This is a genomic window from Acinetobacter sp. BHS4 (genome assembly GCF_018454425.1).
Taxonomy (GTDB): Bacteria; Pseudomonadota; Gammaproteobacteria; order Pseudomonadales; family Moraxellaceae; genus Acinetobacter; species Acinetobacter pittii.
This window is the reverse complement of record NZ_CP075323.1, coordinates 462,514-480,438: the sequence shown is the minus strand read 5'-3', so window position 1 is coordinate 480,438 and position 17,925 is coordinate 462,514. Positions and strand designations below refer to the sequence as shown.

Annotated in this window: 31 protein-coding genes and 1 pseudogene; 1 reads left to right on the top strand and 31 read right to left on the bottom strand. The window is 41.9% G+C overall.

Annotated features, from left to right (window positions below; genetic code table 11):
* Position 1: 1 nt before the first annotated feature.
* Complete coding sequence (locus tag KIP84_RS02345; protein ID WP_002117064.1) at positions 2–259, bottom strand: succinate dehydrogenase assembly factor 2; 258 nt, start codon at positions 257–259, stop codon at positions 2–4.
* Between the two features lie 188 nt (positions 260–447).
* On the opposite strand from KIP84_RS02345, the gene KIP84_RS02340 reads away from it, so the two are divergent.
* Entirely contained in the window at positions 448–1,620 is a 1,173-nt protein-coding gene (locus tag KIP84_RS02340) for an acyl-CoA dehydrogenase family protein (RefSeq protein ID WP_213689250.1), read from the top strand.
* A gap of 50 nt (positions 1,621–1,670) precedes the next feature.
* Here KIP84_RS02340 and KIP84_RS02335 read toward each other — a convergent pair whose 3' ends face one another.
* The 30 genes and pseudogenes from KIP84_RS02335 to KIP84_RS02190 all read right to left on the bottom strand — a co-directional run bounded on the left by KIP84_RS02335 (position 1,671) and on the right by KIP84_RS02190 (position 17,884).
* A complete protein-coding gene (locus KIP84_RS02335) occupies positions 1,671–3,161 on the bottom strand; it encodes an NAD(P)/FAD-dependent oxidoreductase (RefSeq protein WP_213689249.1) in 1,491 nt (496 codons plus the stop codon).
* 181 nt (positions 3,162–3,342) lie between these two features.
* Positions 3,343–3,720 (bottom strand): 50S ribosomal protein L17, encoded by a 378-nt coding sequence (gene rplQ / locus KIP84_RS02330; protein ID WP_002049717.1) that lies wholly within the window; start codon positions 3,718–3,720, stop codon positions 3,343–3,345.
* Between the two features lie 18 nt (positions 3,721–3,738).
* Positions 3,739–4,746, bottom strand: coding sequence for a DNA-directed RNA polymerase subunit alpha (gene rpoA, locus KIP84_RS02325; RefSeq protein ID WP_002116730.1), 1,008 nt, complete (start codon positions 4,744–4,746; stop codon positions 3,739–3,741).
* 17 nt (positions 4,747–4,763) lie between these two features.
* Complete coding sequence (gene rpsD, locus KIP84_RS02320; protein ID WP_000135204.1) at positions 4,764–5,390, bottom strand: 30S ribosomal protein S4; 627 nt, start codon at positions 5,388–5,390, stop codon at positions 4,764–4,766.
* 12 nt (positions 5,391–5,402) lie between these two features.
* Complete coding sequence (gene rpsK / locus KIP84_RS02315) at positions 5,403–5,789, bottom strand: 30S ribosomal protein S11 (RefSeq protein WP_001040166.1); 387 nt, start codon at positions 5,787–5,789, stop codon at positions 5,403–5,405.
* 19 nt (positions 5,790–5,808) lie between these two features.
* The gene (rpsM, locus tag KIP84_RS02310; RefSeq protein ID WP_000090816.1) at positions 5,809–6,165 is read right to left on the bottom strand and encodes a 30S ribosomal protein S13; all 357 of its coding nucleotides are present in this window, start codon (positions 6,163–6,165) and stop codon (positions 5,809–5,811) included.
* A gap of 106 nt (positions 6,166–6,271) precedes the next feature.
* A complete protein-coding gene (rpmJ, locus tag KIP84_RS02305; protein WP_000867907.1) occupies positions 6,272–6,388 on the bottom strand; it encodes a 50S ribosomal protein L36 in 117 nt (38 codons plus the stop codon).
* Positions 6,389–6,408: 20 nt separating this feature from the next.
* A complete protein-coding gene (secY, locus tag KIP84_RS02300) occupies positions 6,409–7,728 on the bottom strand; it encodes a preprotein translocase subunit SecY (RefSeq protein ID WP_213689810.1) in 1,320 nt (439 codons plus the stop codon).
* Between the two features lie 45 nt (positions 7,729–7,773).
* Positions 7,774–8,214, bottom strand: a complete 441-nt coding sequence (gene rplO, locus KIP84_RS02295; protein ID WP_002116985.1) for a 50S ribosomal protein L15 — start codon at positions 8,212–8,214, stop codon at positions 7,774–7,776.
* A gap of 3 nt (positions 8,215–8,217) precedes the next feature.
* On the bottom strand, positions 8,218–8,394 hold the full coding sequence (gene rpmD / locus KIP84_RS02290) for a 50S ribosomal protein L30 (protein ID WP_000849088.1): 177 nt from the start codon (positions 8,392–8,394) through the stop codon (positions 8,218–8,220).
* 6 nt (positions 8,395–8,400) lie between these two features.
* Positions 8,401–8,898, bottom strand: coding sequence for a 30S ribosomal protein S5 (gene rpsE, locus KIP84_RS02285; RefSeq protein ID WP_001141025.1), 498 nt, complete (start codon positions 8,896–8,898; stop codon positions 8,401–8,403).
* 2 nt (positions 8,899–8,900) lie between these two features.
* The gene (gene rplR / locus KIP84_RS02280) at positions 8,901–9,251 is read right to left on the bottom strand and encodes a 50S ribosomal protein L18 (RefSeq protein WP_002049741.1); all 351 of its coding nucleotides are present in this window, start codon (positions 9,249–9,251) and stop codon (positions 8,901–8,903) included.
* 14 nt (positions 9,252–9,265) lie between these two features.
* Positions 9,266–9,799, bottom strand: coding sequence for a 50S ribosomal protein L6 (gene rplF / locus KIP84_RS02275; protein WP_002116801.1), 534 nt, complete (start codon positions 9,797–9,799; stop codon positions 9,266–9,268).
* 13 nt (positions 9,800–9,812) lie between these two features.
* Entirely contained in the window at positions 9,813–10,208 is a 396-nt protein-coding gene (rpsH, locus tag KIP84_RS02270) for a 30S ribosomal protein S8 (protein WP_002049732.1), read from the bottom strand.
* An 11-nt stretch (positions 10,209–10,219) separates the two neighbouring features.
* Positions 10,220–10,525 carry a 30S ribosomal protein S14 gene (gene rpsN / locus KIP84_RS02265; RefSeq protein ID WP_002049689.1) on the bottom strand — a complete coding sequence of 102 codons (306 nt, stop codon included), beginning with the start codon at positions 10,523–10,525 and terminating at the stop codon, positions 10,220–10,222.
* Between the two features lie 9 nt (positions 10,526–10,534).
* Positions 10,535–11,071 carry a 50S ribosomal protein L5 gene (rplE, locus tag KIP84_RS02260; RefSeq protein ID WP_002116961.1) on the bottom strand — a complete coding sequence of 179 codons (537 nt, stop codon included), beginning with the start codon at positions 11,069–11,071 and terminating at the stop codon, positions 10,535–10,537.
* A 15-nt stretch (positions 11,072–11,086) separates the two neighbouring features.
* Positions 11,087–11,404: a 50S ribosomal protein L24 gene (gene rplX / locus KIP84_RS02255; protein WP_002116820.1), complete on the bottom strand. Its 318-nt coding sequence runs from the start codon at positions 11,402–11,404 to the stop codon at positions 11,087–11,089.
* 9 nt (positions 11,405–11,413) lie between these two features.
* Entirely contained in the window at positions 11,414–11,782 is a 369-nt protein-coding gene (rplN, locus tag KIP84_RS02250; RefSeq protein ID WP_001982634.1) for a 50S ribosomal protein L14, read from the bottom strand.
* Between the two features lie 92 nt (positions 11,783–11,874).
* A complete protein-coding gene (gene rpsQ, locus KIP84_RS02245; protein ID WP_002116661.1) occupies positions 11,875–12,132 on the bottom strand; it encodes a 30S ribosomal protein S17 in 258 nt (85 codons plus the stop codon).
* Positions 12,129–12,326 carry a 50S ribosomal protein L29 gene (gene rpmC / locus KIP84_RS02240; RefSeq protein ID WP_000849928.1) on the bottom strand — a complete coding sequence of 66 codons (198 nt, stop codon included), beginning with the start codon at positions 12,324–12,326 and terminating at the stop codon, positions 12,129–12,131. Before rpmC ends, rpsQ begins: the two co-directional genes overlap by 4 nt.
* Entirely contained in the window at positions 12,326–12,739 is a 414-nt protein-coding gene (gene rplP, locus KIP84_RS02235; RefSeq protein WP_002049688.1) for a 50S ribosomal protein L16, read from the bottom strand. The genes rpmC and rplP overlap by 1 nt, the downstream gene beginning before the upstream one ends.
* Positions 12,679–13,495: pseudogene (gene rpsC / locus KIP84_RS02230) on the bottom strand (30S ribosomal protein S3). Before rpsC ends, rplP begins: the two are co-directional and overlap by 61 nt.
* Position 13,496: 1 nt before the next feature.
* Positions 13,497–13,826, bottom strand: a complete 330-nt coding sequence (gene rplV / locus KIP84_RS02225; RefSeq protein ID WP_001982638.1) for a 50S ribosomal protein L22 — start codon at positions 13,824–13,826, stop codon at positions 13,497–13,499.
* 11 nt (positions 13,827–13,837) lie between these two features.
* A complete protein-coding gene (rpsS, locus tag KIP84_RS02220) occupies positions 13,838–14,113 on the bottom strand; it encodes a 30S ribosomal protein S19 (RefSeq protein WP_001138119.1) in 276 nt (91 codons plus the stop codon).
* A 13-nt stretch (positions 14,114–14,126) separates the two neighbouring features.
* The gene (gene rplB / locus KIP84_RS02215) at positions 14,127–14,951 is read right to left on the bottom strand and encodes a 50S ribosomal protein L2 (RefSeq protein ID WP_002049686.1); all 825 of its coding nucleotides are present in this window, start codon (positions 14,949–14,951) and stop codon (positions 14,127–14,129) included.
* 11 nt (positions 14,952–14,962) lie between these two features.
* On the bottom strand, positions 14,963–15,283 hold the full coding sequence (gene rplW, locus KIP84_RS02210; protein ID WP_002049693.1) for a 50S ribosomal protein L23: 321 nt from the start codon (positions 15,281–15,283) through the stop codon (positions 14,963–14,965).
* The gene (gene rplD / locus KIP84_RS02205) at positions 15,280–15,882 is read right to left on the bottom strand and encodes a 50S ribosomal protein L4 (RefSeq protein WP_002049755.1); all 603 of its coding nucleotides are present in this window, start codon (positions 15,880–15,882) and stop codon (positions 15,280–15,282) included. Before rplD ends, rplW begins: the two co-directional genes overlap by 4 nt.
* An 11-nt stretch (positions 15,883–15,893) precedes the next feature.
* Positions 15,894–16,532 carry a 50S ribosomal protein L3 gene (rplC, locus tag KIP84_RS02200; protein ID WP_014207747.1) on the bottom strand — a complete coding sequence of 213 codons (639 nt, stop codon included), beginning with the start codon at positions 16,530–16,532 and terminating at the stop codon, positions 15,894–15,896.
* 58 nt (positions 16,533–16,590) lie between these two features.
* Positions 16,591–16,902, bottom strand: a complete 312-nt coding sequence (gene rpsJ, locus KIP84_RS02195; RefSeq protein ID WP_000070912.1) for a 30S ribosomal protein S10 — start codon at positions 16,900–16,902, stop codon at positions 16,591–16,593.
* A gap of 253 nt (positions 16,903–17,155) precedes the next feature.
* The gene (locus tag KIP84_RS02190; RefSeq protein ID WP_002116949.1) at positions 17,156–17,884 is read right to left on the bottom strand and encodes a type 1 glutamine amidotransferase; all 729 of its coding nucleotides are present in this window, start codon (positions 17,882–17,884) and stop codon (positions 17,156–17,158) included.
* Positions 17,885–17,925: the final 41 nt, after the last annotated feature.

Below are 17,925 nucleotides of genomic sequence, written 5' to 3'. Positions count from 1 at the left end.
TTTAGCCATGCACATACTGTTTTAGTTTATAAATAAATTCACGTAACTCAGTACGTGGAGGCTCAGAAACTTCCATGAACCAATCTAATAAATCTGGATCTTCTTGATCAACTAGCTCTGCAAATAATGCTTTTTCTGCTGGATCAGCTTTTAAATAATAATTTTTTACATACGGGTCAAAATAGACGTCAATTTCTTTTAAGCCACGGCGTGCTCGATAAATTACTTTACGTTCTTCCAAGGTCATTTCGTCAGACATTTACGTCCCCATCTGTGTTGATAGTGCGCCTAGTTTACCTGATCACATCCTAAAGATCGCTAAAAATATCAAATTGACCAAATTTATCATCTTGTCCGCATAATTGAGCATTCATCACATTGTGGGGCTTGAAATGCTTACGTATGTTTAGGGCATAACATCACACCTGAACCAAGGAAGAAATACAAATGCAATCTGGTGCCATCCGTCCTATTCCAAATATGTTACCGAGAAAATTATTCAATGAAGAACATGAAGCCTTCCGTGAGACAGTGCGTAAATTCTATGAAAAGGAAGTCGTTCCCAATATAGAGAAATATGAAAAACAGCAACATGTTGACCGAGATCTTTGGAATAAAGCTGGAGAATTAGGACTTCTTTGCACCACAATGCCAGAGGAATATGGTGGCTCTGGGGTAGATCGCCTATACAGTATGATTCTTATTGAAGAACAAGCATATGCGATGGACTCAAGTACTGGTTTTTCTCTACATTCTGATATTGTTGCTAATTACGTTAATAATTTTGGTAATGAAGAACAGAAACAAAAATGGTTACCCAAAATGGCAACCGGAGAAGTTGTTACTGCTATTGCAATGACTGAACCAGGCACTGGTTCAGATTTACAAGCGGTACGAACCACCGCCGTACTTGATGGTGACGAATATGTCATTAATGGTTCTAAAATTTTTATTACAAATGGCTACTTATGCGATATGGCCGTAGTCGTTTGTAAGACTGGTAATAGTGATAAAGGTTCGGCGAACTTATCCTTAATTATTGTAGAAGCAAATCGTGCTGGTTTTAGTAAAGGTAAACCTCTAAACAAAATCGGTATGAAAGGCCAAGATACCTGCGAATTATTCTTTGATAACGTTCGTGTTCCTAAAGAAAACCTTTTAGGCATGGAAGGTATGGGCTTTATCATGCTCATGAAAGAATTAGCATGGGAACGAATTTTAGTTGCTATTATTTGTCAGGCAGGTGCTGAAGCAGCATTTGCACATACTGTTCAATATACAAAAGATCGAAAAGCATTTGGTAAACCTATTGGTGCATTTCAAAATACACGTTTTAAACTTGCTGAACTTAGAACAGAAATCGATTTCTGCCGGACATATTTAGATCGTTGTATGGAATTACAACTTGAAGAAAAATTAAGTGTAGAAGCTGCAGCTGCTGCTAAATATAAAATTTCTGATATGTTCTCGAAGATTGTAGATGAATGTCTTCAATTGCATGGTGGTTACGGCTATATGCTTGAATATCCAATTGCACGCGCATACATTGATCATCGAGCAAACCGAATTTATGCAGGTACAAATGAAATCATGAAAGAATTAATTTCAAGAACACTTTAATACCTTCATAAGAAAAGGGACATTACGCCCCTTTTCTTATTTCATACGACTTAAGATACTAATTTTGGTTTACGCTCATTCGCTTCAGAACGCTTATGAAAATGAAGAATGCCATCTTCAAATTTTGCATTTTTCAAAGACTTTCTATCTTCTAAATAGTTATTAGTCACCTGCCATGGAGCACGCTTACCTTGTTTAGGAAGTTCATGTGCTGCACGGTTAATATAACCTGAAGATAGTTTACCCATTACTGTATCTTCTTCCATCACAGTCTTATCACCCGATGGAATCACTTCATCATAACTATTTTTGTCCATATAGTTTAATAAGCGACAAATATATTCGGCAGCTATATCTACTTTGAGTGTCCATGAGGCATTCACATAGCCAATAATCATAGCCATATTCGGCACATCACTTAGCATTATGCCGTTATAAAGCATATGTTCAGATGAGTTGATTGGTTTGCCATCAAGAGTAGCCTGAACTCCACCCATAATCTGAACTTGTAGTCCTGTTGCAGAAACAACGATATCAGCATCAAGATGTTTGCCAGATTTAAGTAAAACACCTTTTTCAGTAAATTTGTCGATCTGATCAGTTTCTACACTTGCTTTGCCTTCACGTAAAATCTTAAACAAGTCCCCATCTGGCACTACACATAAACGCTGATCCCAAGGATTGTATGAAGGTGTAAAATGCTTCATATCAACCTTACCTTTAAGCTGCACTTCAATTGCTTTTAAAAGTAAACGACGTACAGTTTTAGGATGTTTCTGAGACAACGCATAAATAGCGCGCTGCATACCAATGTTACGTGCGCGGGTAAATTTATAAGCTGCCTCTTCAGACATAAATTTACGCGTTTTTTCATAGATGAAATCGATAGAAGGAACGCTAGCAATATACGTTGGTGAACGTTGCAACATCGTCACATGACCAGCCCCACCTTTAGCCATTGCTGGTACTAAAGTAATCGCTGTTGCACCACTACCAATAATAACCACCTTTTTACCTGCATAATCTAAGTTTTCAGGCCAATGCTGTGGGTGAATGAGTTGGCCTTTAAATGCTTCTTGATTTGGGAAAGAAGGTGCATAGCCCTGATCATAATTATAGTAACCTGTACAACCTACAACAAAGTTGGCAATCCAAGTCTGCTGTTTTTTATTGCTATCTTCGACTACAACCTGCCATTTTTTTGAAGCCGAATCATAATTAGCAGAAAGTACGCGATGACCAAAATGAATTTTTTCTTTTAATTTAAATTCACTAATTACTTCACCTAAATATCCTTTAATAGAAGCACCATCAGCTAATACATTCGCTTTACACCATGGTTTAAAGTTGAAACCAAAAGTAGACATATCTGAATCTGAACGGATACCAGGATAACGGAAAAGATCCCACGTTCCACCAAAAGACTCACGACGTTCTAAAATCTCGAATTGTCTTTGTGGTGAATTTTTTGACAAATGGGCAGCGATTCCGATTCCTGAAATACCTGCGCCAATGATTAAAATATCAACTTGCTTTTCCATTTTATTTTTATACCCATTGTTGAGAATATAAGTTTATTAAAACACAATTTTGACAATACACAATGTCAAGTTTGACCGTTTATCTGCTTTTTTATGTCACTTGAGGACATTTTTATAATTTATTTTGTGAATAGAAATAAAAAAGACCGGTATAAAACCGGTCTTTTTTGAATAAAATCAATTATTCAGCTGAAGTGTTTACTTCACGATCTACAAGCTCAACGTAAGCCATCGGTGCTGCATCACCAGCACGGAAGCCCGCTTTAAGAACACGTAGATAACCGCCGTTACGTTCTTTGTAACGAGGGCCGAGTACGGTAAATAATTTACCAACAGTTGCAGCATTACGAGTACGAGCAAATGCTAAACGACGATTTGCTACAGTATCGTTTTTTGCTAGAGTGATTAAAGGCTCAGCAACACGACGTAATTCTTTAGCTTTAGGCACAGTTGTTTTGATCAACTCGTGTTCAAATAAAGAATTAGCCAAGTTTTGGAACATCGCTTTACGATGGCTGCTTGTACGGCCTAATTTCACACCACTATTACGATGACGCATGGTGATAGTCCTACTTAATTAACGGCTACGATAGGCAAAACGGTCGTCCATACGAAGACTAGCTGGTGGCCAGTTTTCAAGACGCATACCGAGTTGTAAGCCTTTCGATGCCAAAACATCTTTGATCTCTGTTAACGATTTTTTACCAAGGTTAGGAGTTTTTAATAACTCAACTTCAGTACGTTGAACAAGATCACCAATGTAGTAAATATTTTCTGCTTTCAAACAGTTAGCAGAACGAACAGTAAGCTCTAGATCATCTACTGGGCGAAGCAAGATTGGGTCAACTTCTTCACGAGGCTCTTGAGCAACTGGAGTTTGGTCTTTCTGAAGATCAACAAAAATTGCAATTTGTTGTTGCAAGATTGTTGCCGCTTTGCGGATTGCTTCTTCAGGATCAACCGTTCCATTTGTTTCGAGGTCGATTACCAGTTTATCTAAATCGGTACGTTGTTCTACACGCGCATTTTCAACGGTGTAAGAAACACGTTTAATCGGGCTATAAGAAGCATCTAATTGCAAACGACCAACAGGACGCGTTTCACCTTCAGGGAAACGAGAATCAGATGTTTCATAACCACGACCTTGAGCAACTTTCAAGCGCATTTTTAATGAGCCTGAAGCACTTAAAGTACCGATTAAATGTTCTGGGTTAACCACTTCAACATTATGAGGTAAACGAAGGTCAGCAGCAGTAATATCGCCAGGACCTTGTTTTTCTAATGTTAAATATGCTTCATTTTGATCGAACAGCTTAATAGACAATCCTTTTAGGTTCAGCAAGAGCTCGACGATGTCCTGCTGCAAGCCTTCTAAAGTACTGTACTCGTGCTCGACACCTTCTATTTCTACTTCAACCACAGCAGCGCCAGGTAAAGAAGACAATAGAATGCGACGTAAAGCATTACCTAGAGTGTGGCCAAAACCACGCTCTAAAGGTTCTAGAATCACTTTTGCCGAGGTCCCGCTTACCGCTTCGACCTTGATCGCTTGCGGAGTTAGAAACTCGTTTGCAGTACGCGTCATTATTGCTACCTCAAGGATTATTTAGAATACAATTCTACAATCAAGCTTTCGTTGATTTCAGCAGGTAAATCAGAACGATCTGGTGCAGCTTTAAACGTACCTTCAAGCTTAGAATGATCAACTTCGATCCAAGCTGGAATACCACGTTGTGCAGCTAACTCAATCGCGTTTTTAATACGCAATTGTTGTTTAGCACCTTCGTGAACCGCAATTACATCACCAGCTTTAACTTGAATAGATGCGATGTTTACACGACGACCATTCAAAGTAATGCTACGGTGACTTACTAACTGACGAGCTTCTGCACGTGTAGAACCAAAACCCATGCGATAAACAACGTTATCAAGACGGCTTTCAAGCAATTTCAACAAGTTCTCACCTGTTGCGCCTTTAACACGAGCTGCTTCTTTATAGTAGTTACTAAATTGACGTTCTAACACACCGTAAATACGACGGACTTTTTGTTTTTCACGTAATTGTAGTGAATACTCAGATTGCTTACCACCGCGTGCCTGACCATGTTGACCAGGTGCTTTGTTAGCTTTTTTAGTTTTGACGTCAAATGGTTTAACGCCAGATTTAAGTTGCAGGTCTGTCCCTTCGCGGCGAGAGAGTTTGCATTTTGGACCAATATAACGAGCCATGAATGTTTCTCCTTACACGCGACGTTTTTTAGGTGGACGGCAACCGTTGTGAGGAATTGGAGTCACATCGGTAATGCTGTTAATCTTATAACCCACTGCGCCTAATGCACGAACCGCAGACTCACGACCTGGACCAGGACCTTTTACAAGGACGTCCAGATTTTTCAAACCGTAATCTAAAGCTGCTTTACCAGCAACTTCAGCAGCTACCTGAGCAGCAAACGGAGTTGATTTACGTGAACCACGGAAGCCTTGTCCACCTGAGGTGGCCCAAGCCAATGCATTACCTTGACGATCAGTAATCGTAACAATGGTGTTATTAAAAGACGCGTGAATGTGTGCAACACCTTCAGAGACGGTACGAGTGACCTTCTTGCGTGTGCGAGTATCTTTAGCCATCTTTTAGCTTCCAGAAATCTTACTTTTTAATCGGTTTGCGCGGACCTTTACGGGTACGTGCGTTAGTTTTGGTGCGTTGACCACGGACAGGCAAGCTGCGACGATGGCGAAGGCCGCGGTAGCAACCCAAATCCATTAAACGTTTAATGTTCATGGAAATTTCGCGACGTAAGTCACCTTCGGTAGGAACCTTAGCAACTTCTGCACGAATCGCATCAAGCTGAGCATCGTCCAACTCACGGATCTTAGTAGTTTCAGTAATACCAACTGTAGCTAAGATATTCTTAGCAGTGTGGCGACCGATACCAAAGATGTAAGTGAGGGAGATAACAGCATGCTTGTTATCCGGAATGTTTACACCGGCAATACGAGCCATTCACTTTCTCCAAAAAGGCAGTAGAGATAATCAACCGCCCCACAAAAATCTTGAGGGGCGGATATTAACCCAATTCGCCTACTGAAATCAACAGGTCTTGATTAGATTAACCTTGACGCTGCTTATGACGAGGTTCTGCGCTACAAATTACGCGAATAACCCCATTACGACGGATAACTTTACAGCTACCACAAATTTTCTTTACAGAAGCTTGTACTTTCATGATGAAACCTCTAAGTGCGCTTATCCCTTAGGATGAGCAGTCGTTTTTCTCATTAATGTTTGATTATCATATTGATGAGATGTTAAATGCGCTTGTAGCTGAGCCATAAAGTCCATAACCACGACAACTACGATCAATAATGAGGTACCACCCAAATAGAATGGAATCGCAAAAGAGCTTTGTAGAATCATTGGCATTAAACAAATGACCGTAATATAAATCGCACCAATAAACGTCAAACGATTAAGAATATGATCTAAGTAACGAGCAGTTTGCTCACCTGGGCGAATACCAGGCACATAAGCTCCGCTGCGTTTTAGATTTTCTGATACTTCCTTAGGGCTAAATACTAAAGCCGTATAAAAGTAACAGAAAAAGATAATTAACGCACCAAAGAGCACCAAATACAAAGGCTGTCCAGGCGACAATACTAAAGCTAAATCTTGTAAGCTGCTTTTAATAAAACCAGCATTTGGATCTGCACTTCCCACCCATTGACCAAGACTTGCTGGGAACAAGAGTAAAGAACTTGCAAAAATCGCAGGAATAACACCAGCCATATTAATTTTTAATGGCAAATGCGTCTGCTGTGCTGTAAATATACGACGCCCTTGTTGCTTTTGCGCATAGTTTACTGGAATGCGACGTTGTGCTTTTTCAATAAACACAATAGCTGCCAATACACCTAAAGACAAAAGACCAAAGATTACAAGACCAATTAAACTTGTCTGACCATTATCTACAGAAGAAACTGATTGCATAATTAATTTAGGCAAACCAGCGACAATACCTGCAAAAATAATCATTGAGATACCGTTACCAATACCTCTTTCAGTGATTTGCTCACCCAGCCACATTAAGAACATAGTTCCAGCGACAAGTGAAGTTACTGCTGGGATGTAAAACGCAAGACCAACTGACAGAGTAATACCCTGACCAATCAAACCTGCACACATACCAACTGCTTGAACCACTGCAAGCAACAATGTGCCCTGACGCGTATACTGATTAATTTTACGCTTACCTTGCTCACCTTCCTTTTTCAAGGCTTCAAGTGATGGAATTACAGTGGACATTAACTGCACAATAATTGACGCAGAAATGTACGGCATAATCCCTAAAGCAAGAATAGACATTCGCTCTAAAGCACCGCCAGAAAACATATTGAATAGCCCAAGAATAGTTCCTTGGTTCGCATGAAATAAATTTTCTAACGCAGCATTATTAATGCCTGGTACTGGAATATGCGCTCCTAGTCGAAAGACCAGCAATGCACCGATTAGAAAACTCATCCGGCGAATAATTTCACGGTATTTCACATGAAATGGCTGACCTTTCATCATGTTGACATGACCTGAAGAACTAGGAGACATAGACACTCGAGATTACTCCTCGACTTTACCGCCAGCTGCTTCAATCGCAGCTTTAGCGCCTTTAGTCAATGCAACACCTTGAACAGTGAATGCACGAGTGATTTCACCAGAAAGTACGATACGAGCACGAATTTGGTCACGACGAACAACATTCGCAGCTTTCAAAGTTTCTAGGCTAACGATGTCGCCTTCAACTTTGCTTAACTCAGATAAACGTACTTCAGCAGTTTTTAAAGCGATTTGGCTAGTGAAACCGAATTTAGGTAAACGACGATAAATCGCAGTTTGACCGCCTTCAAAGCCTGGACGAACGCCACCACTTTTACGTGATTTTTGACCTTTGACACCACGGCCACCAGTCTTACCAACGCCAGAACCGATACCACGGCCTAAACGACGGTGTTCACGTTTTGCACCTTCTGCAGGCGCAAGTTCATTTAAACGCAGAGTCATGGCTTATTCCTCTACACTAACCATATAGTAGACTTTGTTGATCATACCGCGGTTAGAAGGCGTATCTTGCACTTCTACAGTATGACCAATACGACGCAGACCTAAACCTTGTAAGCAAAGCTTGTGATTTTTCAAGCGATGTGAAGAAGATTTAGTCTGGGTAACTTTAATCGTTTTCATGATTGATTACCCTTGAATTTCTTCTACTGATTTACCACGTTTCGCAGCGACTTTCTCAGGAGAAGTCATATCACGCAAACCTTTGAAAGTTGCGTTTACTACGTTTGCAGCATTAGTAGAACCATAACATTTAGCAAGTACGTTATGTACACCTGCAGCTTCTAGAACGGCACGCATAGCGCCACCAGCGATTACGCCAGTACCTTCAGAAGCAGGTTGCATATATACACGGCTTGCACCATGACGAGCATTCACAGGGTGTTGTAAAGTAGTACCTGCAAGGTCTACAGTAATCATGTTGCGACGTGCAGCTTCAAGTGCTTTAGAAATAGCAGCTGGAACTTCACGAGCTTTACCACGACCAAAACCAACACGACCATTACCATCACCCACAACAGTTAATGCTGTGAAAGAGAAGATACGACCACCCTTAACAACTTTGGCTACACGATCAACGGCAACCAGCTTTTCAACAAGACCTTCGTTTTGTTCAACTTTAGCCATGATTAGAACTCCAAGCCGTTTTCACGAGCAGCATCAGCCAAGGCTTTGATACGACCATGATATTTAAAACCAGAACGGTCAAATGCAACTTTAGTTACACCAGCTGCTTTCGCACGCTCTGCGATTAAAGCGCCTACTTTAGTAGCCGCGTCTACATTACCTGTAGTACCGCTACGTAAAGATGCATCCAAAGTTGAAGCTTGTGCTAAAACTTTGCCACCATCTGCTGAAATAACTTGAGCATAGATGTGACGCGGAGTGCGGTTTACACACAAACGAGTCGCACCCAATGCACGAATGTGCAAGCGTGTGCTTTTCGCACGACGCAAACGGGATTGTTTCTTTTCGTTCATAAGAACCTCGCGCCTTATTTCTTCTTAGCTTCTTTACGAAGAATGACTTCATCCGAATAACGAACACCTTTACCTTTATATGGTTCAGGAGAACGATATGCACGGATTTCTGCCGCTACTTGACCTAACAACTGCTTGTTTGCTGATTTCAAAATGATTTCAGTAGCAGTTGGAGTTTCCGCTGTTACACCTTCAGGTAAAGCGTAGTCAATTGGGTGTGAAAAACCAAGGTTAAGGTTTACAACAGTACCTTTAACCGCAGCTTTATAACCAACACCAACTAGCTGCAACTTACGTTCGAAGCCTTCACTAACCCCTTTTACAAGGTTATTCAATACAGCGCGAGCAGTACCAGCTTGCATCCAAGCATCTTTCGATTCTTTAACTGGAGCAAGTTGAAGTTTACCTTCTTCCTGTTTTAGCTCGACCAGCGCATGCAGGTTGAAAGACAATGTACCTTTGCTGCCTTTCACTTCGACCTGCCGGCCGTTCTGAGTAACTGCTACACCATTAGGTACAGTTACTGGGGCTTTAGCCACACGAGACATGAGGAATCACCTATTAAGAAACAAAAGCAATAACTTCACCACCAACGCCCGCAGCACGTGCAGCGCGATCAGTCATGATGCCTTTGCTTGTAGAAACAATTGCAATACCTAAACCTTGCTTAACGCTTGGAAGTTTATCTTTACCACGGTATTGGCGAAGACCTGGACGGCTTACGCGTTTAACCATTTCGATAACTGGTTTGCCTTCGAAATATTTTAAAGTAATTGTCAAAGTAGATTTTGTCTCTTCTTGAGCAACTTCTACATTTGAAATATAACCTTCTTGTTGAAGTACGTTTGCAATTGCAACTTTCAACTTAGAAGAAGGCATAGAAACAGTTTGTTTCTTAGCCATTTGTGCGTTACGAACACGTGTTAGCATGTCGGCAACGGTATCTTGCATACTCATTTAGTCGCTCCTTACCAGCTTGCCTTAACAACGCCTGGTACATCACCCTGCATTACTGTGTCACGTAATTTGTTACGGCTTAAACCGAACTTACGGAAGTAACCATGAGGACGACCAGTTAAACCACAACGGTTACGAAGACGTACCGGAGATGCATTACGTGGCAATGCTTGTAACTTTAACATCGCTTCGAAACGCTCTTCTTCACTTGCATTTACGTTTGCAATCGTAGCTTTTAATTCAGCACGTTTTGCAGCGTATTTAGCAACTGTTTTTTCGCGTTTCAATTCGCGATTAATCATACCTTTCTTAGCCATATCGACCTCTTATTTGAACGGGAAGCCGAATGCACGCATAAGCGCACGGCCTTCGTCATCGGTGCGAGCAGTCGTAGTAATAGTAATATCCATACCACGAATACGATCAATCTTATCGAAATCGATTTCAGGGAAAACGATTTGCTCTTTCAAACCCATTGAGTAGTTACCACGACCATCAAATGATTTCGAAGAGAAACCACGGAAGTCACGGATACGAGGGATTGCGATTGAGATCAAACGGTCCAAGAATTCGTACATTTGGTCGCCACGTAAAGTAACTTTACAACCAATCGGCCAACCATCACGGATTTTGAAACCAGCGATAGATTTACGAGCAAGTGTAATTACTGGTTTTTGACCAGCAATTAATTGCATGTCGACTACAGCGCCATCTAATAATTTCTTATCAGTTGCAGCTGCGCCTACACCCATGTTTAGGGTAATTTTTGTGATGCGTGGAATTTCCATCACGTTCTTAATGCTAAGTTCTTCTTGTAACTTCGCTTTAAGTTCTTCGTTGTAACGTGCTTTAAGTCTGGCCATTGCCTTTTCAACCTATTACTTCGCTACCGCCACTGATTCACCATTTGATTTATAAACGCGAGTTTTCACGCCATCAATCACTTGGTAACCAACACGGTCAGCCTTCTGGGTTGTAGCATTTAAAATTGCCACGTTTGAAATATGAAGCGAAGCTTCTTGAGTAACGATACCGCCTTCAGCGCCAGTTACACGATTCGGCTTTTGATGCTTCTTCACTAAGTTAAGGCCTTCAACCTTAACGCGGTCTTCAGAAACAGACAATACAGTACCCTGTTTGCCTTTTTCTTTACCTGCGATCACGATAACTTGATCGCCTTTTTTAATCTTAGCCATGATTGCCTCTTATAGAACTTCAGGAGCCAATGAAATGATTTTCATGAACTGTTCAGTACGAAGTTCACGAGTCACTGGTCCGAAGATACGAGTAGCAATCGGAGCTTTGTTGTTGTTCAGGATAACTGCAGCATTATCATCAAAACGGATCACAGAACCATCTGGACGACGAATGCCGAATTTAGTACGAACTACAACCGCATTCATCACGTCACCTTTTTTAACACGTGCGCGTGGGATTGCTTCTTTTACAGTAACTTTAATAATGTCGCCAACAGAAGCATAACGACGATGTGAACCACCAAGTACTTTAATACATTGTACGCGGCGAGCACCACTGTTGTCTGCTACGTCGAGCATAGTTTCGGTTTGAATCATTGCCCTACTCCAAAACCGAGCATCACCGGTCACAATTTCGAAAGGCTCAAAGAGTACTCGAAATTGACCGATGATGCAACAAGAACGTCGAATTACTCAGCAGCTGCTTCAACTACTTCCACTAAAGTCCAAGCTTTAGTTTTAGAAATTGGGCGGCTTTCTTTAATGGTCACAACATCGCCAAGCTTAGCAACATTGTTTTCATCATGAGCGTGTAACTTAGTTGAACGGCGAATTGACTTGCCATACAACGGGTGTTGAACGCGGCGTTCGATAAGAACAACAATAGACTTGTCCATTTTGTCGCTTACTACTTTGCCGGTTAACGTGCGGACTGTTTTTTCACTCATTGTCCGTTCCCCTGTTTTTCGGTAAGGAGTGTCTTAATACGAGCAATTGTCTTACGAGCAACTTGCACTTCATGCGATTTACCCAACTGACCAGTTGCTTTCGCCATACGAAGACGGAATTGGTTAAGCTGTTGCTCATCAAGCAAAGCTTTCAACTCTTCTACCGATTTTTCACGTAGATCTTTAGTTTTCATTACATTACCGTCCGAGTCACGATAGTGGTTTTAAACGGAAGTTTAGCAGCAGCTAAAGCAAATGCTTCGCGCGCTAATTCTTCGTTCACACCTTCAATTTCGTACAGGATCTTACCTGGTTGGATCTGGCAAACCCAGTACTCCACGCTACCCTTACCTTTACCCATACGCACTTCAAGAGGCTTTTGAGTAATTGGCTTATCCGGGAATACGCGAATAAAGATTTTACCACCACGCTTAATACGGCGGCTAATAGTACGACGTGCAGCTTCAATCTGACGAGCAGTCATACGACCACGTTCAGTTGCTTTAATTGCAATCGAACCAAATGATACTGTACTACCACGATGCGCTAGACCAGTATTACGGCCTTTGTGCACCTTACGGAATTTGGTACGTTTAGGTTGCAACATGGATTATTCTCCCTTGTCAGCAGCACGGTCACCGCGACGACCACGACGCTCTTGACCTTCACCACGACCACGACCACGTTTAGCTGGACGATCTTCAGCAGGAGCAGGGTTCATGACTTGTTTCATGCCACCTAAAATCTCGCCACGGAAAATCCAAACTTTAACACCAATCGTACCGTAAGTTGTTTCTGCACGCATAGTTGCATAGTCAATGTCTGCACGCAATGTATGCAAAGGTACACGACCCTCACGATACCATTCTGTACGAGCAATCTCTGCACCACCTAAACGGCCAGACACTTCAACTTTGATACCTTTAGCACCAGCACGCATAGTGTTTTGAACCGCACGTTTCATAGCACGACGGAACATTACACGCTTTTCTAATTGAGAAGCGATTGCTTCAGCAACTAAACGCGCATCTAAGTCTGGGCGATCAATTTCGTTGATACTTACTTGCGCTGGAACACCCATAATGCTGGTAAGTTCGCGCTGTAATTTTTCAATATCTTCGCCTTTTTTACCGATTACGATACCAGGACGAGCTGTGCTAATAGTTACTTTAGCAGCGCCTGATGGACGTTCGATAAGAATGTTGCTTACCATCGCATTCTTAAGTTTTTTAGTTAAAAACTCACGAACTTGAAGATCTTTAAGCAAGTATTCAGCGTATTGTTTCGGATTCGCATACCAGTTAGCGTTATGACGTTTCACAACACCTAGGCGGATACCGATTGGATGAACCTTCTGACCCATATCAAACCCCTACCTTAACGGTGATGTGACAAGTACGCTTAGTAATACGATCTGCACGGCCTTTAGCACGTGGCATAATACGTTTAAGGCTCATGCCTTCGTCAACGTAAATCGTAGATACTTTAAGATCATCAACATCTAAACTGTTATTGTGTTCAGCGTTTGCAATCGCAGATTCCAATGCTTTTTTTACTAAAACAGCAGCTTTTTTATTGCTGAAGTTTAAAATATTTAAAGCATGCGCAACAGATTTGCCGCGAATAAGATCTGCAACCAAACGTGCTTTCTGTGCCGAGATAGCGGCACCGCGTAATTTAGCAGTTACTTCCATCATGACACCTATTAACGTTTAGATTTCTTGTCAACACCGTGACCACGATAGGTACGAGTTGGCGCGAATTCACCGAGTTTATGACCAACCATATGCTCAGTAACAATTACTGGAACGTGGTTACGACCATTATGAACAGAAATTGTTAAACCAACAAAATCTGGAAGGATCATCGAACGACGAGACCAAGTTTTAATCGGCTTGCGAGAGTTACTAGCAACAGCCGCTTCAACCTTAGCGAACAAGTGCGCATCGACGAATGGGCCTTTTTTCAGAGAACGAGGCATTAGTCAGATTCCTTTACTTGACGCGACGGTCGCGAATAATCATCTTAGTCGTACGCTTATTGGTACGTGTCTTGTACCCTTTAGCTTTTTGACCCCATGGGCTTACAGGTTGAATACCTTTGTTACGCCCTTCACCACCACCGTGCGGGTGATCAATCGGGTTCATCGCCATACCACGTACGGTAGGACGAACACCACGCCAGCGCGAAGCACCAGCTTTACCCAATGAACGAAGGTTGTTTTCTTGGTTAGAAACTTCACCAATTACAGCGCGGCATTCAACATGTACTTTACGCATTTCGCCTGAACGAAGACGAATAATTGCGTAAGAACCATCACGACCCAACAACTGAACAGAAGCACCAGCAGAACGCGCTAATTGCGCACCCTTACCAATTTTAAGTTCAACGTTATGAAGTGTAGAACCGATCGGCATATTACGAAGTGGCAAGCAGTTACCTGGACGAATTGGAGCATCGTTACCAGATTGTACTTTATCGCCAGCACGTAAGCCTTTAGGTGCGATGATATAACGACGCTCACCATCAGCATATTTCAACAAAGCAATATGTGCTGTACGGTTTGGATCGTATTCAATACGCTCTACAACAGCTGGGATGCTGTCTTTGTTACGTTTGAAGTCAACGATACGGTAGTGCTGTTTATGACCACCACCAACGTGACGAGTAGTAATGTGACCGTTGTTATTACGACCACCAGTACGTTTTTTAGCTTCAACCAACGGTGCGTAAGGAGCGCCTTTGTGAAGATGGTCATGAACCACTTTCTCTACAAAGCGACGTCCTGGAGACGTTGGCTTACATTTTTGAATCGGCATAATTTTCGTCCTTATTCCGCTGCGCTTTCAGCGGTATCGCCCAAGTCAGCCATTTCAACATCTTGGCCAGCTTTCAGGGTGACGTATGCTTTTTTAACATCAGAACGGCGTCCTAATGTACGACCAAAGCGCTTAGTCTTACCTTTAGTAATAGTTGTGTTAACTTTAACAACTTCTACACCAAAAAGTTTTTCAACTGCTTTTTTGATTTCAAGTTTAGTAGCATTGATGTCTACTTTAAATACTTGAACACCAACAGTATCACCTAATACTTGTGCCTTTTCTGAGAAGACTGGTCCTTTTAGGACTTGATAGATACGTTCGTTGTTCATCCGAGTTCTACCTCAATTTTCTTAGCAGCAGCTACAGACATCACAACTTTATCAAACGCGATCAAGCTTACAGGATCGATTGCAGTTGCATCTACCACATCTACATGCGGAAGGTTGCGTGCTGCAAGATATAAGTTCTCATCTACAGCGTCAGTAACGATTAATGCACGAGCAGCATTTAAGTCGTTAAGCTTTGCAAGCAATTCTTTAGTTTTTGGAGCTGCAACTGCAAACTCTTCAACCAATACAAGACGATCTTGGCGAACAAGTTCAGCTAAGATACATTGCATTGCACCGCGGTACATCTTACGGTTTACTTTTTGAGACCAATCTTGTGGACGAGCAGCAAAAGTTTTACCACCGCCAACCCAGATAGGGCTACGAATAGAACCCGCACGAGCACGACCAGTACCTTTTTGACGGAATGGCTTTTTACCACCGCCAGAAACGTCTGCACGTGATTTTTGAGCACGAGTACCTTGACGACCACCTGCTAAGTAAGCAGTAACAACTTGGTGTACAAGAGCTTCGTTAAATTCACGTCCGAAAGCAACTTCAGACAATTCAACAGCAGAGCCGGAAACAGTTTTTAAATTCACGGTATTTCCCCTCAGGCCTTGATGGTAGGACGTACAATCACGTCACCGCCAGTTGCACCAGGAATTGCACCTTTAACAACTAAAACAGAACGTTCAGCGTCAATAGATACGATTTCAAGACCTTGTACTGTTACGCGTTCGTCACCTAAGTGACCAGCCATTTTCTTGCCTTTGAACACGCGTCCAGGAGTCTGGTTTTGACCTGTAGAACCTAATACACGGTGAGAAACTGAGTTACCGTGAGTAGCGTCTTGAGTACGGAAGTTCCAACGTTTAACACCACCTTGGAAACCTTTACCTTTTGATTGACCAGTTACGTCAACAATTTGACCAACTGCGAACAAATCAACGCCAATAGTACCGCCAACTTCACGACCTTCAAGCTCAGCTTCAGTAACACGGAACTCTTTAACTAAACGACCAGCAGCAACACCAGCTTTCGCGAAGTGACCTTTCTGAGCGTTAGTTACGCGAGATTCGCGACGTTCACCAGTAGTTACTTGAACAGCTTGATAACCATCAGTTTCAAGTGTTTTGATTTGCGTAATGCGGTTTGGATCGACTTCGATGACTGTAACAGGTACAGAAACACCTGCATCTGTAAAGATGCGAGTCATACCACATTTGCGACCGACTAAACCAATAGCCATGTGCATAAACCTCTAAAAAAGCGGCCTAATTAACTTAGAAGTTAATCAACCGAAAGCCTTAACCCAAAGCGATCTGAACATCAACACCAGCCGCAAGATCTAATTTCATCAATGCATCAACAGTTTTATCTGTAGGTTGAACGATGTCGATCAAACGTTTATAGGTGCGGATTTCGTACTGGTCACGCGCATCTTTGTTAACGTGCGGTGAAGTAAGAACGTTGAAGCGTTCGATGCGAGTAGGCATCGGAATTGGACCACAAACTTGTGCGCCAGTACGCTTAGCGGTTTCTACGATCTCTTGAGCAGATTGATCAATCAGACGATGATCAAAAGACTTCAAACGGATACGAATTCTCTGGTTAGACATACCAGTAAACTCCAAGCCAAACATATAAAGAATCACCCTTGACGCATCTCACCCATTGGTAAGTGTCAAAGGCAGTGAAAATCACTAAGGTCATGATCGATGCCACGACTGTAATGCACATTTACTACTTTCTTCGCAGTAAATGCCCCTCCTTTTGAGGGTCGCCCATTATAACGATTGTTTAAGTCTTATGCAATTCTCTTTTTCTATTTTTTGTTCAAAACGCACTTTAACCTAGTATTCTCAACTCACTCTAGGCATTTATGACAAATTCAATCGCTTTATTTAAGAGTTGATTACCTTGTTCAAATTTTTGTGCTTCTGAATATTGCAGTTCACTCACAGGCTGAACATATTCCCCATTAAAAATAGATAGCTCTTCTTCATTTTCAAGCAAGAGTTCTAACGTTGCTGGTGTCATTTCTGGATGAAATTGAAAACCAAGCACATTTTTTCCAATTTGATACATCTGATTACGACAAGCTATATTCTCGGCTAAGTGTATAGCACCTTTGGGTATTTCAAATGTTTCGCTATGCCACTGCATCACCTTTATCTTTTCAGGCAATGGAAAGCTGTCTTGAGGTAAATTTGCCACCCTTTGAACTGTCGACCAGCCAAGTTCCTGATAGCGGTTTCGACTGACTGCGGCGCCTAGTGCATTAGCAATTAGCTGTCCACCCAAACAGAGACCTATAGCAGGCTTTCCTGCTGCTAAATAACGACGCAACCATCTTTTCTCTATCTTAAGCCATGGATAATTCGCCTCATCATTTACACTCATGGTGCCACCCATGACTAATAATAAGTCAACCTCATCAATTTGTGGTAAAGCTTCTATTTCAAGTGACCGATCAACCGGAAGTGCAAAAAACTCCGTAGAACTAATAGTCGCGTGGTGGGCTTTTAAAAATGAATAACAACTCCCAAAACCCTCACCCGCGATATGTTGAAAATAATGAACTCTTAAATGCGACTTCATGCGCTTAAACCTATTGTTGTTAGAATGTTGTAGTGATCTTT